The organism is Neptuniibacter marinus (assembly GCF_965223595.1).
GTDB lineage: Bacteria > Pseudomonadota > Gammaproteobacteria > Pseudomonadales > Balneatricaceae > Neptuniibacter > Neptuniibacter marinus.
This window is the reverse complement of sequence record NZ_OZ245004.1, coordinates 3,271,810-3,286,813: the sequence shown is the minus strand read 5'-3', so window position 1 is coordinate 3,286,813 and position 15,004 is coordinate 3,271,810. Positions and strand designations below refer to the sequence as shown.

Annotated in this window: 12 protein-coding genes; 4 read left to right on the top strand and 8 right to left on the bottom strand. The window is 43.8% G+C overall.

Annotated features, from left to right (window positions below; all coding sequences use genetic code 11):
* Positions 1-61: 61 nt before the first annotated feature.
* Both fadB and fadA read left to right on the top strand, forming a co-directional pair.
* Entirely contained in the window at positions 62-2,221 is a 2,160-nt protein-coding gene (gene fadB, locus ACOQOE_RS15505; RefSeq protein WP_420554412.1) for a fatty acid oxidation complex subunit alpha FadB, read from the top strand.
* 11 nt (positions 2,222-2,232) lie between these two features.
* Positions 2,233-3,408, top strand: coding sequence for an acetyl-CoA C-acyltransferase FadA (fadA, locus tag ACOQOE_RS15500; protein ID WP_420554411.1), 1,176 nt, complete (start codon positions 2,233-2,235; stop codon positions 3,406-3,408).
* Positions 3,409-3,493: 85 nt separating this feature from the next.
* Here the strand turns inward: fadA and ACOQOE_RS15495 are convergent, their stop codons facing one another.
* From ACOQOE_RS15495 to ACOQOE_RS15480, 4 genes are all read right to left on the bottom strand, one after another.
* Entirely contained in the window at positions 3,494-4,660 is a 1,167-nt protein-coding gene (locus tag ACOQOE_RS15495; protein WP_420554410.1) for a PilT/PilU family type 4a pilus ATPase, read from the bottom strand.
* 97 nt (positions 4,661-4,757) lie between these two features.
* The gene (locus tag ACOQOE_RS15490) at positions 4,758-5,411 is read right to left on the bottom strand and encodes a YkgJ family cysteine cluster protein (RefSeq protein ID WP_420554409.1); all 654 of its coding nucleotides are present in this window, start codon (positions 5,409-5,411) and stop codon (positions 4,758-4,760) included.
* Between the two features lie 204 nt (positions 5,412-5,615).
* Positions 5,616-6,392: an alpha/beta fold hydrolase gene (locus ACOQOE_RS15485; protein WP_420554408.1), complete on the bottom strand. Its 777-nt coding sequence runs from the start codon at positions 6,390-6,392 to the stop codon at positions 5,616-5,618.
* A gap of 25 nt (positions 6,393-6,417) precedes the next feature.
* A complete protein-coding gene (locus ACOQOE_RS15480; RefSeq protein ID WP_420554407.1) occupies positions 6,418-7,026 on the bottom strand; it encodes a TetR/AcrR family transcriptional regulator in 609 nt (202 codons plus the stop codon).
* A gap of 137 nt (positions 7,027-7,163) precedes the next feature.
* Between ACOQOE_RS15480 and ACOQOE_RS15475 the strand changes: the two genes are divergently transcribed.
* Both ACOQOE_RS15475 and ACOQOE_RS15470 read left to right on the top strand, forming a co-directional pair.
* Complete coding sequence (locus ACOQOE_RS15475; protein WP_067865724.1) at positions 7,164-8,009, top strand: crotonase/enoyl-CoA hydratase family protein; 846 nt, start codon at positions 7,164-7,166, stop codon at positions 8,007-8,009.
* A 33-nt stretch (positions 8,010-8,042) separates the two neighbouring features.
* Positions 8,043-10,067: an FAD-dependent oxidoreductase gene (locus tag ACOQOE_RS15470; RefSeq protein ID WP_420554406.1), complete on the top strand. Its 2,025-nt coding sequence runs from the start codon at positions 8,043-8,045 to the stop codon at positions 10,065-10,067.
* A gap of 42 nt (positions 10,068-10,109) precedes the next feature.
* Here the strand turns inward: ACOQOE_RS15470 and ACOQOE_RS15465 are convergent, their stop codons facing one another.
* The 4 genes from ACOQOE_RS15465 to pqiB all read right to left on the bottom strand — a co-directional run bounded on the left by ACOQOE_RS15465 (position 10,110) and on the right by pqiB (position 14,971).
* Positions 10,110-11,948, bottom strand: coding sequence for an HD domain-containing phosphohydrolase (locus ACOQOE_RS15465; protein ID WP_420554405.1), 1,839 nt, complete (start codon positions 11,946-11,948; stop codon positions 10,110-10,112).
* Between the two features lie 110 nt (positions 11,949-12,058).
* On the bottom strand, positions 12,059-12,592 hold the full coding sequence (locus tag ACOQOE_RS15460) for a hypothetical protein (protein ID WP_420554404.1): 534 nt from the start codon (positions 12,590-12,592) through the stop codon (positions 12,059-12,061).
* A 146-nt stretch (positions 12,593-12,738) separates the two neighbouring features.
* Positions 12,739-13,332, bottom strand: a complete 594-nt coding sequence (locus ACOQOE_RS15455; protein WP_420554403.1) for a PqiC family protein — start codon at positions 13,330-13,332, stop codon at positions 12,739-12,741.
* Entirely contained in the window at positions 13,319-14,971 is a 1,653-nt protein-coding gene (gene pqiB, locus ACOQOE_RS15450) for an intermembrane transport protein PqiB (protein ID WP_067865741.1), read from the bottom strand. The genes ACOQOE_RS15455 and pqiB overlap by 14 nt, the downstream gene beginning before the upstream one ends.
* Positions 14,972-15,004 lie beyond the last annotated feature (33 nt).

Here is a 15,004-nt window from a genome sequence, read left to right as displayed (position 1 = left end):
ATTTTAAACAGCTCTGGCGTAAACCGCAGGGCTTAATAATAAAAAATACGGAGCAACTTAGATGCTTTTCGAAGGGCAAGCGATTCAAGTAAAGTCGATTGAAGACGGAATCTACGATCTAGTGTTTGATCGTCAAGGCGATTCAATCAATAAACTTGATCAGAGTACATTAGCTGAACTACGCACGGCAATTGATACACTTTCAGGTGTTGATGGCCTACGTGGCGTGATTTTATCCAGTGCCAAAGATAGTTTTATTGTCGGTGCTGATATCACGGAATTTATGGGCTTTTTCTCATCCGATGAAGATGAGTTGGTTCAAGGTTTGTTAGATATTCACGGTTTATTAAACCAGATTGAGGACCTGTCCGTTCCTACGGTTGCGGCGATCAATGGTTTAGCTCTAGGAGGCGGTTTTGAGCTTTGTTTAGCCACCGATTACCGTGTGCTGGGCGACAAGGCTAAGGTCGGTCTACCTGAAGTTAAATTGGGCATCTATCCAGGTTGGGGCGGTACTGTTCGTTTATCTCGCTTGATTGGTGTTGATAATGCTAATGAGTGGATCTGTGGCGGTAGTGAAAAACGCGCTAAGGCCGCGCTAACTGATGGTGCGGTAGATGCGGTTGTTGAAACCTCACGGGTTAAAGACGCTGCATTAGATCTATTGAAAGGCTGTATTGCAGGAAAATTTGATTATCAAGCGCGACGTGATGAGAAAATTAATCCTATCAAGTTAAATCAAATTGAACAGATGATGGCATTTGAGTCGGCTAAAGGTGTGATTGGTGCTAAGGCTGGTCCGCACTACCCAGCGCCAATGGCGGTCCTAAAAACGATTCAAAAGCATGCTAGCCTTCCACGAGATAAAGCCATAGAAATAGAAGCTAAAGGCTTTGTCAAAGTTGCTAAAACGGAAGTATGTGCGGCGCTTGTTGGTCTATTTATGAAAGACCAATATATCAAGAAAGTCAGCAAAGGTTTTGAAAGCAAAGCCGAGCCGGTGAAACAGGCTGCGGTGCTAGGCGCTGGTATTATGGGGGGGGGTGTTGCTTATCAATCGGCCTCTAAAGGCACGTCTATTTTGATGAAAGATATCAATGAGGCTGCTTTGCAGTTAGGTCTAGATGAAGCGACTAAACTGCTGAATAAGCAAGTCACTCGTGGCCGTATGGACACCACTAAAATGGCTCAAGTGCTTAACAGCATTAGACCGACCTTGAATTACGGTGATTTCTCTAACGTAGATCTTGTAGTTGAAGCGGTTGTAGAAAATCCAAATGTGAAGAAAGCGGTTTTGGCTGAAGTGGAAGGTCATCTACCTGAAGGTGCGGTATTGACTTCTAATACCTCAACGATCTCTATTACTGATCTAGCTACTGCGTTGAAAAAGCCTGAAAACTTCTGCGGTATGCACTTCTTTAACCCTGTTCATTTGATGCCTTTAGTTGAGGTTATCCGTGGAGAGAAAACCTCGGAAGAGGCAGTGGCACGCACAGTCGCTTATGCAAAAGCGATGGGTAAAACTCCTATTGTTGTTAATGACTGCCCAGGTTTCTTAGTTAACCGTATTCTTTTTCCATACTTTGGTGGTTTCAGCGCTTTAATTTCTGATGGTGCAGATTTCCAACAAGTAGATCGGGTGATGGAGCGTTTTGGTTGGCCAATGGGCCCTGCTTATCTGTTAGATGTTGTGGGTATAGATACGGCCCATCATGCCGATGCGGTTATGGCGGCAGGCTTCCCAGATCGTATGCAGCATGAAGGTGAAAATGCGATTGATCGCATGTTTAAGCTTGAACGTTTTGGCCAGAAAAATAACAAAGGTTTCTATCGCTATGAACTCGATAGAAAAGGTAAGCCTAAGAAGTTAGTAGATGATGAAGTACCGGCGCTTTTAGCGGGTATTAGCTCTGAAACACGCGAGTTTAGTGATGAAGAGATCGTTGAACGTATGATGATCCCGCTTTGTATTGAAACGGTTCGTTGTTTGGAAGATGGCATAGTGGCAAGCCCAGCAGAAGCTGATATGGGACTTGTTTATGGTATAGGTTTCCCTCCTTTCCGAGGTGGCGCGCTTCATTACCTTGATCAGATCGGCTTAGCCGGTTTCTGTGAGATGGCTAAAAAATATGAAGCCTTAGGTCCGCTGTATCAGCCGACTGAAAAAATGAAACAGATGGCCGCCGCTGGCGATAAATACTTTTCTGAAGTTAAAGGTTAAGGGGTAAGACAATGAACTTGAAACCAAATGACGTAGTCATCGTTGACGGTGTGCGTACCCCAATGGGTAAGTCAAAAAATGGATCTTTCCGTAATGTACGTGCAGAGGCATTATCTGCAGCGATGATGACGGCACTTCTTGAGCGTAACGATGCATTAAATCCGGCTGATATCGAAGATGTGATGTGGGGTTGTGTTAACCAAACAAAAGAACAAGGTTTTAATATTGCGCGTAACGCGGCAGTATTAGCGGGTATTCCCCATACCGTTGCAGGGCAAACGATCAACCGTCTATGTGGTTCCTCTATGGCGGCGTTGCATGCGGTTGCTCAGAACATTATGACCGGTAATGGCGATGTCTTTATTGCTGGTGGTGTAGAGCATATGGGGCATATCTCTATTATGCACGGCGTGGATATTAACCCTCAAATGTCTAAGCAAGTTGCCAAAGCGGCAATGATGATGGGCGTTACAGCAGAGATGCTGGGTAAAATGAACGGTATTAGCCGCGAGATGCAAGATGAATTTGCGGCGCGTTCACACCGTTTAGCCCATCAAGCTCACCTTGATGGTATGTGGGATAGCGAGATTGTGGCCGTCGAAGGACATGATGAGAATGGCTTTAAATCTCTACTTGAGGCGGATGAAGTTATTCGCCCAGAAACCACCGTTGAAACCTTAGCAGGTTTAAAGCCTGTCTTTGTACCTAAAGTGGGTACAGTGACGGCGGGTACCTCCTCGGCTTTCTCTGATGGCGCATCAGCGATGTTGGTGATGTCAGCCGCTAAAGCTGAAGCCTTAGGACTTAAACCGCGGGCACGTATTGTTAGTATGGCCGTGGCCGGTTGTGATCCTTCTATTATGGGTTATGGTCCCGTACCGGCAACACAGAAAGCCTTGAAGCGTGCTGGTCTTACCATTGATGATATTGATTATGTTGAGCTAAACGAAGCGTTTGCGGCACAAGGTTTGTCCGTTCTTAAAGGGTTGAAACTACTCGATAAGATGGAAGAGAAAGTAAACCTTAAAGGCGGCGCGATTGCGTTAGGGCATCCGTTAGGTTGTTCTGGTACGCGTATCACTAATACCTTAATGAATGTGCTTGAGCAACAAGACGGCACATTAGGCTTAGCGACTATGTGTATAGGTATGGGACAAGGTATCTCAACAGTAATTGAGCGTTTATAGGCTCAGACTTCATTCGTATATTTTCAACCCTGCTCTATAGCTTTGTTTGCCCCATCCATTGGATGGGGCTTTTTTCGTTGGTACTTTAGACCTCTTCGCCCTCATCTAACAGTCTGATTCCTGCGAGAGGATTCTCTTCGTCAAATGTTTCGTCTTGTGGTGTGTCTTCTTTTTTTTCATCATCACCTTCCTCAACAGCAAGGTTCATTTTTAAACGCATATCGTTTGCTGAGTCGGAATTGAGCAGGGCCTGCTCCTCTGTAATGATCCCTTGTTTATAAAGCTTATAAAGTGAATCATCAAAGGTTTGCATCCCTGTCGCTTCAGAGGCGGATGACATCACTTCTTTAATCTCTTTGATATCACCCTTCATAATCAGTTCTTGGATCGTTGATGTGCCTAACATCACTTCAATTGCCGCGCAGCGTTTACCCTCTTTTGTGGGGATGAGGCGCTGGGAAATAATGGCTTTAAGGTTAAGCGCTAAGTCGTGAAATATCTGTTTATGACGCGCTTGTGGGAAAAAGTTGATAATACGATCTATCGCTTGGTTAGCGTTATTAGCATGCAGTGTTGATATAGCTAAATGCCCTGTTTCGGCATAAGTTAAACACTGTTCCATGGTTTCTTGGTCACGTATTTCACCGATTAAAATTACATCGGGGGCTTGTCGCAGTGCGTTTTTTAAGGCGCTATGGAAGTTTCGTGTATCTACACCCACCTCGCGCTGGTTAATCAATGACTTTTTATGGTTATGGACAAACTCGATAGGGTCTTCAATGGTAATAATATGACCGCCACTGTTGCGGTTACGATGGTCAATTAAGGCGGCTAAAGATGTAGATTTACCTGAACCTGTAGCACCAACAAATAACACGAGACCGCGTTTTTCCATAATGATATCTTTAAGGACATTAGGTAGCCCTAAGTCATTCATTTTTGGAATGTCGGTTTTAATATTTCGGGCGACAAGGGAGTATTGGTTTCGCTGGCGGAAAATATTGATACGAAAACGGCCCACTTTAGGAATGGAGTAGGCTAAGTTCATCTCTAACTCGTCTTCAAAAACAGCTTGTTGTTGCTCATCCATTAGTTCGCGAGCGATCAGTTCAACTTCACCCGGTTTATAAGCTTCTTTACTTAGCGGTGTCAGCTTGCCTTCGAACTTTGCACAAGGTGGAGCTCCAGTGGTGAGATAGAGGTCTGATCCGTCGCGTTTGGACAAAATAGTAAGGTAGTCCTGAAACTGCATAATCTGCACATCCTTTGAACAGCGAGTGTTAAATCAAAATATATAGGGCAGTGTAGTGTAAAGAGAGCGGTCCGTCATGGGGATCAGGGCGCAAAAATTATAAAGCCGCCAAAATGGCGGGAATGAATGCAAGCTGTTGATCTGAATCGGTTAATCTTTTCTGATCAGCCAATAGGGAGGTATTTGCGGCTTGATAAATACGAGATTTCACCGGATGTTGATCAATATTTCGGCCATCTTTGACGGATTTTTCGCAGTTCTGGGCATCGGGTGAGCTAAACCAGCGACAGGCCAAGGGACGTTTTGAATAGATAGAACATGCATTATTTTCATCAAGAAAAGGACAAGCCGAGCGGTATAGGGGTGGTTGCCGTGATGCTATATCGTCTATGAGTTTGGCTTTTAGTTGTTGAATCTTATCGTCGCTAAAGTGGTGATGAATATAATCGACAATATCATCGACTACTTGCTGTGATGTTTGAATAGGGAAGTAGCAGCAGTGATGGCAGCCTTTCTGGCAAGCGATCGTCTGATTAGTAGGGAAGCTTTTTTCAAAAGCGATTTCGGCGTCAGCAATATATTGTAGGGTGAGGTCCACTTTATCTGATGGGTTTTCAAGCGGTTCAATGACCGAATAGATCTGCGTGCCTAAGTGCGTAAATAGGGCTTCATATTCATGGCTTGCGTCACGAATCTTTTCCGCAACAATAGCAACATCAGCAGTAGAGAAGAATGTTTTTTGTTCAGACATAAGCGATCAGAATTATCGTTTTTAGATAATTATACGCTATTGAGGTTGTTCTAGGGGAGTTCTACTCGGAACTCTTTCTCGCCTAAGCCATGTACTGAATCGTAACTGCGAATAATGACTGATTTAATTCCAGCGGGGATCTTTACGTTAGGCAGCCTGCGTGTATGGCTGGGCTTGTTCGCTGTTTTAGGGCGAAAAATAACCTTAACAGCACTGATCCTTTAATACCTTATTTAATAGGTTGGCTGTTCCTTCTGGGTCTTCAAATGGGAAAAGGTGCCCTCCTTCAAAACTGATTAGCGCCATATTGGGAAATTTCCGTTGCCACCATTTTCGATCGTTTTTTTCGAAAAGGTCACTGTTGGCGCCATAAATAACAGTGCCTTTGACCCGCCTTAACGATTTAGGTGCATCAAGTAGTACATTACGGAAAATGTCAGCTTCTACTTCAGGGGATATATTTAGCTCTACACCTTGATCTGTATCGACTAAACCGTATTCAATATAGTCATCAAAGCAGCGTGGGTGAAACTTTTTAAACAGTGCTTTATTGCTAAAATACAGCTTTGCGGCTGGCCTGTCTTTAAAGTAGGTTCGGCGTTTTTTGGCACGTGCTGCGGGGGTTATCTTATCGATAAAACCCAGTTTTTTTGCTAGTTTTAACGCATAGCGTTTACGTTTACTGAAAAGAACAGGGTCCAGTAAAATAACATGTTTGAAAAGATCAGGACGTAGTGAGGCTGCAATGAGTGTCACAATCGCACCTGCAGAATGGCCCATACCTACGACCGCTTCCTTATGATTTTTTTCAATATCTGCAATAAGTTCTGCTGCGTAATTTTTCAGATCATTATCAAGCGGATAGTCGCCATGTCCCATCTTTTCAACATAATTGATGAGGTAGTCGGGGAGTAAGCTAAATAGATAATTGTAGCTACTACCGGGGAAACCATTGGCGTGACTAAATTGAATCTGTGTCATTAAGTCTATGTCTATCTGTATATGATTAGCTGGTTTTTTTTATCAGTATCTCTACTGTTGTTTTGGCGATTTCATCTACATCATCTTGGTTGATGTACACGCCGTCATTAAAGAGTCGACATAATCCGTGTAAAGCAGCCCAACTTGATTGAGCTATTCGCAAAGGAGGATGGTTTGATTCGAAAACTCCTTCTGTTTGCAGAACGGTGATCCATTCTAGCCAGAGTTTAAAACAGTTTTTTGAGATCGCTTTTAATGATTTTGTTGGTTGTCCTGCTTTCCATATATCGCGTCCATACATCAAGTCGTAGGTTTCACTGTTTTCATTCGCAAAACGTATGTAGGTGAGCACATACTCTTCAAAAAGTTCAGCGGCAGGTAAATCTGTTTTTTGTGTTGATATAGCTCTAACAATTTGATCTTGCTGATAAAACCCTTGTTCAGCTATAGCGCAGAGCAACTCGTTTTTATCTTTAAAGTGATGATAGGGGGCTGTTCTGGATACGCCCACTTTATCCGCTAATTTGCGAATAGATAGATTATCTACACCGCCATCTGCGATTAGATTTGTAGCGGCGCTTAATAATTTCTCTCTTAAATCACCGTGGTGATAGGGCTTTTTTGTCTCAGTCATGGGGGCAATTTATCAATCAATCTTGACAGTGTCAAAATTGATTACTATCTTAGTGAACTAGACAGTGTCTAGATTATGCTTTTAATGTGAGTGTAATCAGGTAATAAACCGTTTAATTAAACAGAAATGGATATCCCATGAGTTACGAAACCTTCACGTTGAGTGTTGAGAATCATATAGCACAGATAACGCTTAATAGGCCGGATGCATATAACTCCATGAACCGAGCATTTTGGTCGGAGTTTCCTCAGGCTGTTCAGGCATTAGATGCTGAAGGTGAAGCCCGAGTTCTGATTATTTCGTCTACAGGCAAACATTTTTGTGCGGGAATGGATCTAGAGGTTTTTACCCAGCCTGATCCGCAGATGTTTAATGGCGAAGCGGGTCGTAGAGCTGAAGCGATGAGGCGTTTGGTGACTCAGCTGCAGCAGTGTTTTTCTGTATTGGAAGAGATTCGAATCCCTGTGTTATGCGCCATCCAAGGGGGCTGCATAGGGGGGGCACTCGACCTCGTTTGTGCTGCCGATATGCGTTATTGCACAGAGGATGCGTTTTTTACGATTAAAGAGACTGAATTAGGGATGACGGCAGATTTAGGTACATTACAACGTCTGCCTCAGCTAATCGCACCCGGTTTAGCCCGAGAACTGGCTTATACCGCAAGAAAAATGAAAGCTGACGAAGCTCACATTTCTGGATTGGTCAATTGTGTTTATCCTGATGGGAAGAGGATGTTAGAAGGAGTTAACAGGATTGCTGAAGAGATTGCGTTACGCTCTCCACTAGCTGTTACCGGTTGTAAGCAGATGATCAACTACGCCCGTGATCACAGTTTGGCCGATAGTTTAAGTTATATGGCTACATGGCAAGCAGGTATGTTTCAGCCAGCGGATATGATGCAAACCTTTAGCGCGAAAATGTCGGGCAAGCCACCTGAGTTTGAGCCGCTAAGAAAGATTACACCACCACTGCAGAAAGCCTAACAATAATAAAATATATAAGACGAGAGTTTAGTCATGAGCAATACCCAATATCCTCACCTATTTCAGCCGTTAGATTTAGGTTTTACCACGTTAAAAAATAGAATTCTGATGGGTTCCATGCACTTGGGCTTAGAAGAGACCCCTAATGGTTTCCAGCGCATGGCGGCCTTTTATGCAGAGCGTGCCCGCGGAGGTGTTGCCTTGATTGTGACGGGCGGTATTGGGCCTAATAAAGAGGGGGCAGTACATGGACATGCTGCTCAAATGGCGAATGCTGAAGATGTCGACAATCATAAAATTGTTACTGAGGCTGTTCATGATGAAGGCGGTAAGATTTGTATGCAGATATTACATACAGGTCGTTATGCTTATAACCCTCAGCCTGTTGCGCCTTCTGCATTGCAGGCACCTATCAATCCTTTTCCGCCGAAAGAGTTATCAGAAGAGGATATTGAAAAACAGATTAAAGATTTTGTTCGATGTGCCACCCTTGCTCAAGAGGCCGGTTATGATGGCGTTGAGATTATGGGCTCTGAAGGTTACCTATTAAATCAGTTTATCGTGAGTCGCACCAATAAACGTGAGGATAGCTGGGGTGGCGATTATGAGCATAGAATTCGTTTTCCGTTAGAGGTCGTGCGTCGTGTACGCGAAGCGGTAGGCAGTGATTTTATTATTATCTACCGCCTATCGATGTTAGATCTTGTGGAAGGGGGCAGTAGTTTTGATGAGATTGTGCAGTTAGGAAAAGCAGTTGAAGATGCCGGTGCAACTATTATTAATACAGGTATAGGTTGGCATGAGGCGCGTATTCCTACCATTGCGACTAAAGTGCCTCGAGCTGCTTTTACATGGGCTTCAGCTAAAGTGCGTGCTGCACTGAGTGTGCCTGTGATTACGTCCAACCGTATCAATATGCCCGACGTTGCTGAATCGGTTTTAGCCCGTGGTGATGCGGATATGGTGTCTATGGCACGGCCATTTTTAGCGGATCCCGATTTTGTACGTAAAGCTGAACAGAATCAGGCAGATCAGATCAATACCTGTATCGGTTGTAACCAAGCTTGTTTGGATCATATTTTTGCTGGCAAATTAACGAGTTGCTTAGTCAACCCTCGGGCGTGCCATGAGACTGAATTGTTGATCGCACCGGCGACCCATAGTAAGAAAATAGCGGTGGTGGGTGCAGGTCCTGCTGGTTTAGCATTTTCTACAACGGCGGCTAAGCGAGGCCATCAAGTAACCTTGTTTGATGCAGCTTCTGAAATAGGTGGCCAATTTAATATAGCTAAGCGGATTCCGGGTAAAGAGGAATTTTATGAAACATTGAGATACTTCTCTAAACAGGTTGAACTGACCGGTGTTGAGTTGAAATTGAATACCTTTGTTAACGCTGAAATGCTTGAGGAGCAAGGCTTTGATGAGGTTGTACTGGCAACAGGGATCTCCCCTCGTACACCTGATATTGAAGGGATAGAGCACCGGAAGGTATTGAACTATCTTGATGTGATGTCAGGTGCTGAGGTTGGGCAAAAGGTTGCGGTGATTGGTGCTGGCGGTATTGGGTTTGATATTTCTGAGTATCTTATTCATCAGGGTGAATCTACGAGTTTAAATATCCCCGCGTTTATGCAGGAGTGGGGCGTAGATATGACGATGGATGCCCGTGGCGGTGTAGAAAAGATAACCCCAGTTTTTGAACCGGCCGCTAGAGAGGTTTATCTCTTACAGCGTAAAAAATCTAAAGTGGGTGCGCAGCTTGGTAAAACAACCGGTTGGATTCATCGCGCAGATTTAGCTAAGAAAGGCGTTAATATGCTAAATAACTGTGAATACCTGAAAATTGATGATGAGGGTCTGCATCTTCTTGTTAATGGTGAGCCGCAAACACTTGCTGTTGATAATGTGATTGTCTGTGCAGGGCAGGAGCCTCGTCGTGAATTGGTTGAACAGATTAAAAATGTAGCTGTTCACTTGATTGGTGGTGCGGATGTGGCATCTGAACTGGATGCTAAACGGGCGATTGATCAAGGTACCCGATTAGCGGCTGATATTTAATCTATAGCTAGAGAGTAAAACCACAGAGGGGCTCTGTGGTTTTTACACATGTTTTAGGCGTTCATAGATCTCTAAAATTTTCGGTAGGGCGCGATGAAAAGCTTTAATGATCTCAGGATCAAAGTGCTTGCCTGATTCTTCATCAAAGAGTTTAAGTGCCTTTTCGACCGGCCAAGCTTCTTTATAAGGGCGTTTTGATGTTAAAGCATCAAACACATCGGCAACGGCAACAATACGTGCTGAAAGGGGGATCTCCTTCTCTTTCCAACCGTGTGGATAACCACTGCCATCCCATTTTTCATGATGTCCTTCAGCAATTTCGATACCGGTGGTGAACATACTATGGCCACTGGCATTAAGTTGTTCTTCGCAACGTTTTAATACTTCACCGCCAATAGCGGGGTGAAACTCCATATCCCGACGTTCTTCACCGGTTAATCGACCGGGTTTCAGTAGAATGCTATCTGCGATCCCTACTTTTCCAATGTCATGCATCGGGGAGAAGCGGAGAATGTCGCGTATGTAGCGGTTATCAATCAGATCTTGGTAAGGGCTGTTATGGCTAAGCTCTTCGGCGAGAATCATAGAGTATTGAGACATGCGTGCGAGATGGTCGCCAGTTTCCGGATCTCGACTTTCGGCCAGTTTTGATAGGCCGCTAATAGCCGATATAACGAGGCTTTCAACTAATTCTGTTTTCTCAAATGCGTGTTGGAGTTGTCCACCCGCGTTTTTTAATAGTTGCAGATGTTTTTCATCAAACGCGGATGGTTTTATGCTGGCAAAGAGTAAAACCGAACCGCTTTGATTATTAAATGGGAAAAATAGCGCTGAGTTGATCCCCGCATTGTGTAGATATATAGCGAGCTCTGAGTGTTTCCCATCCCAGTCTTGATCTTCTTGCCAAAGAAGAGGTTCAGACAGTGTAATCATACTACACAGTTCACAATGGAGTTTAGAGTAACGGCTATTTTCTTGCAGTGTGAGTTGCTGATCGCTGTGAACTCTTTCCAGCAGTAAAGACTGGCTATCGTTACTATCGCGTATTAAGCACAGGGCATCGATTGGCAGACGTTGCTGATACTCTCGATAAACAAAGCATAAGGCACTATCAACACTGGTTGCTTGGTTAACGCTACGTGTCAGGTTGAAGGTGGTATCAAGATTGAAGGCTAAATCATTTATAGCGGAATAGATCGTCCCCATCTCATTCCTGCTTGTGATTGCATCATCTGCAGCGGTTTTTCCTTGGGCTAAGTGTTGTAAGCGAGACAGTATGCTTTGTAAGGGGCGACTAAAGAATTGGTTAAGTGCAAACAGGGCAGATAAACCCACCAGTAAAGAGAGGGCAAGTAGTGCAATATTAATCTGGCTTTGTGTTTTTAGCTGTTGGTCTAACATCGTTTTAATGCGCTTATCTATCTGATCAGATAATGCATTAATCTCTTCTTGATGGGCGACGACCCAGTGTGCAACCGCTTCTAATTTAGGTTCAGCTAGATCCCCTCGAACAGTGTGTATTTCTTGGGAGTAGATTTTCCATTGCTGTTGGAGATCGGGTAGGTCTGTCAGCGTTAACAGTGTGTTATCTAATTTTAAGATGATGTTATTTAAATCTTGTCCATACATCCCTAAATCGCGGAAGTATGTCTCCCAGTCTCTAGGAGCCGCTTCTGCATATTGGCTGCTGCGAGTAATCAGCGAGCTAAAAAGCTGCTGCGTTGTACCGGAGCTTTGCAATGTGTCGTAATCATGGCGACGCTGATTCTCACTATAAAATGAAAACAGAGTATTAATAAGCAATACGCCGATTAACAGAACGATAACAAGGGTAATTTGAAAGCGAAGGGAGTGATAAATAGAGGTTGGTGCTATTTTCATTAAGAGCTTCCTGACCCGTTAAATGCTGATTGGAGTGTATTGGAAGTGGAAAGTTTCGATCTAATAGAAAAAAACTGAACCAAATAGACCGTTTCGTTAACTTATAAGGTTTAAGCAACGGTTTCTATTAATTGGGGGAACTCTGTACCAGGATCGTTTGCGATCTGTTCCGCGAGTCGGCTTTGTAAGCGCTGTTGCAGCTCTTGTGCTTGTTGCTCGTTAGAATCAACGGGTTGTTCTGCATTTTGTTGAGCTAATGAGACTGAGGCTTGCTCTGTCTGCTCTGGGCGATTGCGCAAGCTCTCTTGTAGGTCCAGTGCTGTTTGGATGTCGATACCTTGGAATAATGCTGGATCAGCGCCGGTTTGTTCAGCCAGAAAGTTTTCTATCTGTTGTTGCTGAACTGCTGGGTCTGTCTGTTCTTCCGTATTGTTTACACGATTTGTGCGCGTCTCGGATGGATTGTTAACGTCTGGAATTTGGCTAGTGGCGGGTAGATCACGGTTTCTCTCAGCAGCGCCTGTTGAGGCGTTCGCGAGTGAGTCATTCACTGATGATGGCGCTGGTGGCTGATTAGCTGAATTATCTGTTCTTTGTGTAGATAATGTCGTTGAAAGGCCTGTTGAGAGAATACTATTTTCCATAAAGCGAACCAAAAGTTATTTAAATTGTGGATATAAATATATGTTTTTTTACTGCAGGTCGCTTTATGTAACGCAAACCCTAAGGCAAGTATAGACCATTTTTTGTCTATGAAGTTCATGCTCTATTTAGATCAACTTTAATGAGTCTATTCATTTAGTTGGTTGGTAATTTGTTGTGTTTGATCTTCTGCTAGTTGGGATAATAGCTGTCGTAGCTGAGATACAAGTGCGGCATAGCCGGGTTCCTCTAAAGGTGCCGAGAGATTAAAGCGTGCACTAAAAAGTACTTTGCCTTGTTTATCTAATTGCCAGTAACCACTAAAAGTGGCGAGTCCATTTTCAGTACCATGGAATTGGTCCACATGGGTTGAAAGGCTGTATTGCCAATCGGAGCTTCGCCCAAATTGGCCATTGTCGATACGACTATGGCTGAGCTTTTTATTGAGTTCTCCATGTAACACACGGGTGATCGCTAAGTTAGGTTGCTCGGCCCAAAGGTGATGATTAGCAATTTTTAATTGGCTTTCAGTGGTTTGTATCGCGATACCAGCATTATTCAGATAGGCAGCCACCGTCACAGGCTTGAGACCTATGACGTGTTTAGTATCTACTTTTTGAATGGCTGCACTGTCACTACTGAGTAGATAAAACTGGTTTTCATCGCGGCTTGTTTGCTGGGCACAACCACTGAGTAATAAAAACGAGATAGCTAACGCCATTAAGCCTTTAGTCGTCGGCATTTTTACCTCCAGGAATAAGGTCTGGGCCTTTTTGAGCATCAAAAATAAGTGCATTAGGTTTTTCATCTAAAGTTTTTATGACCGGTTGTAGCTGTTTTAAGGTTTGTTGCAATGTTTGTAGTGTGTTGTGTATCTCTAAATATAGCTGACTGTCGGGGGTTAGTCCTTGGGCTGCTAGGCGTATCTCTTTTAAGGTGGCGGTTAGCTCTTCAGGTAGCGCTTTTGTATCTTTACTTTTCACTAAGCTTTCGATCTGTTGGAGTGTTTGATCGAGTTGGGTGATTACTTTCTCGCTGGAACTGAGAGTATGGTCGAGCTGATCAAGTACAGGCTCAACTTTTAAGCGTTCTATTTTGCTTAACACTGCAATTAATTTATTCTCCAGTTGTACAAAGCCTCCTGGCGCTGTAGGGATAACGGAATAGTCATCGACTTTGGTGAGTGTTTTATGGGGAGAGTCTGGGTAAAGGTCTAAGTCGACAAATAAACTACCTGTGACAAGGTTGCCTGATTTAAGGCTTGCTCGCATACCGCGCTCCACCCAGTTACTAAGTTTGGAATGCACTTCGGCTAATATGCGCTCTTCATCTTTATAACCTAGACGTCCAGGTTCGAGCCTGATCACTACAGGTATACGTGAATCAGTAATCTCTGAAAGGTGAGCGATTTGAAAGGAGATATTTTCTACGGTGCCGACTCGAACACCACGAAATTCAACAGGTGCTCCGGCAACCAGTCCTCGTACCGACTGATCGAAGAGTAACAGATACTCATTATAGTACGCATAAGGGCGTTCTTTGACGCTATTAAAATCTGCATAAAGGCGGAAGCGGTCGCCATCTTTTGCTGTGCGTCCTTGTTGTTCGCCTTCTAATAAATCGAAAGTGATGCCGCCACTAAAAAGGGTGTCGAAAGTTCCCGTTTGAACATTAACACCGTTCGCTGAGAGGTTTAGGTTGATACCACTCATATTCCAAAAGCGGCTATCTGTACTGACGAGCTGATCATATGGGGCTTGAATAAAAATCCCATAAACTGCTTCTTTCGCTTGGGCATCAAAATTAACCCGCTCAATTCTACCAACAGAAAAGCCACGATAAAGTACAGTGTCACCCACACTTAATGAGTGAGCATTATCACTAATAAGTTCTAAACGTAAGCCAGGTTCTGTTGTGGAAGCTACAGGGGGCTCTTCTAAACCAATATATCGGTTAGATGGTTTGCCTTTTTCACCCGGTGCCATTTCGATGTAAGCACCAGATAGGAGGGTGCCTAAACCACTCACGCCGCCTGTACCTACACGGGGTCTGACAACCCAGAATTTTGTATCTTTAAGTAGAAGCGCTTCTGCTTCAGGGTCAATCCGTGCTTGTACAAGAACATTATTATTAGGATAGTTAAGTTTAACTGATTCTACTTTCCCAACCTCAACATTGCGGACTTTGATTTTTGTTTTTCCGGCTTCAATACCATCGGCAGTTATAAAACTAATATTAACTAGCTGCCCTCTATGCGCCCAATCGTTATAGACCATCCAACCACCTATAAATAAGGCAATGAAAGGTAGCAGCCAAATGCTGGACACTGAACGTTTAGCACTGATTAGTGGTTGTGCTGAAGAGTGATTTGTTGCTGTCATAAGTATCAGTTATCTTGTTGGCTAAGTGTTTGA

Excerpts from the sequence above, each read along its gene's own strand:
- fadB (WP_420554412.1), top strand. The coding sequence starts at position 62 with ATGCTTTTCGAAGGGCAAGCGATTCAAGTAAAGTCGATTGAAGACGGA.
- fadA (WP_420554411.1), top strand. The coding sequence starts at position 2,233 with ATGAACTTGAAACCAAATGACGTAGTCATCGTTGACGGTGTGCGTACC.
- ACOQOE_RS15495 (WP_420554410.1), bottom strand. The coding sequence starts at position 4,660 with ATGCAGTTTCAGGACTACCTTACTATTTTGTCCAAACGCGACGGATCA.
- ACOQOE_RS15490 (WP_420554409.1), bottom strand. The coding sequence starts at position 5,411 with ATGTCTGAACAAAAAACATTCTTCTCTACTGCTGATGTTGCTATTGTT.
- ACOQOE_RS15485 (WP_420554408.1), bottom strand. The coding sequence starts at position 6,392 with ATGACACAGATTCAATTTAGTCACGCCAATGGTTTCCCCGGTAGTAGC.
- ACOQOE_RS15480 (WP_420554407.1), bottom strand. The coding sequence starts at position 7,026 with ATGACTGAGACAAAAAAGCCCTATCACCACGGTGATTTAAGAGAGAAA.
- ACOQOE_RS15475 (WP_067865724.1), top strand. The coding sequence starts at position 7,164 with ATGAGTTACGAAACCTTCACGTTGAGTGTTGAGAATCATATAGCACAG.
- ACOQOE_RS15470 (WP_420554406.1), top strand. The coding sequence starts at position 8,043 with ATGAGCAATACCCAATATCCTCACCTATTTCAGCCGTTAGATTTAGGT.
- ACOQOE_RS15465 (WP_420554405.1), bottom strand. The coding sequence starts at position 11,948 with ATGAAAATAGCACCAACCTCTATTTATCACTCCCTTCGCTTTCAAATT.
- ACOQOE_RS15460 (WP_420554404.1), bottom strand. The coding sequence starts at position 12,592 with ATGGAAAATAGTATTCTCTCAACAGGCCTTTCAACGACATTATCTACA.
- ACOQOE_RS15455 (WP_420554403.1), bottom strand. The coding sequence starts at position 13,332 with ATGCCGACGACTAAAGGCTTAATGGCGTTAGCTATCTCGTTTTTATTA.
- pqiB (WP_067865741.1), bottom strand. The coding sequence starts at position 14,971 with ATGACAGCAACAAATCACTCTTCAGCACAACCACTAATCAGTGCTAAA.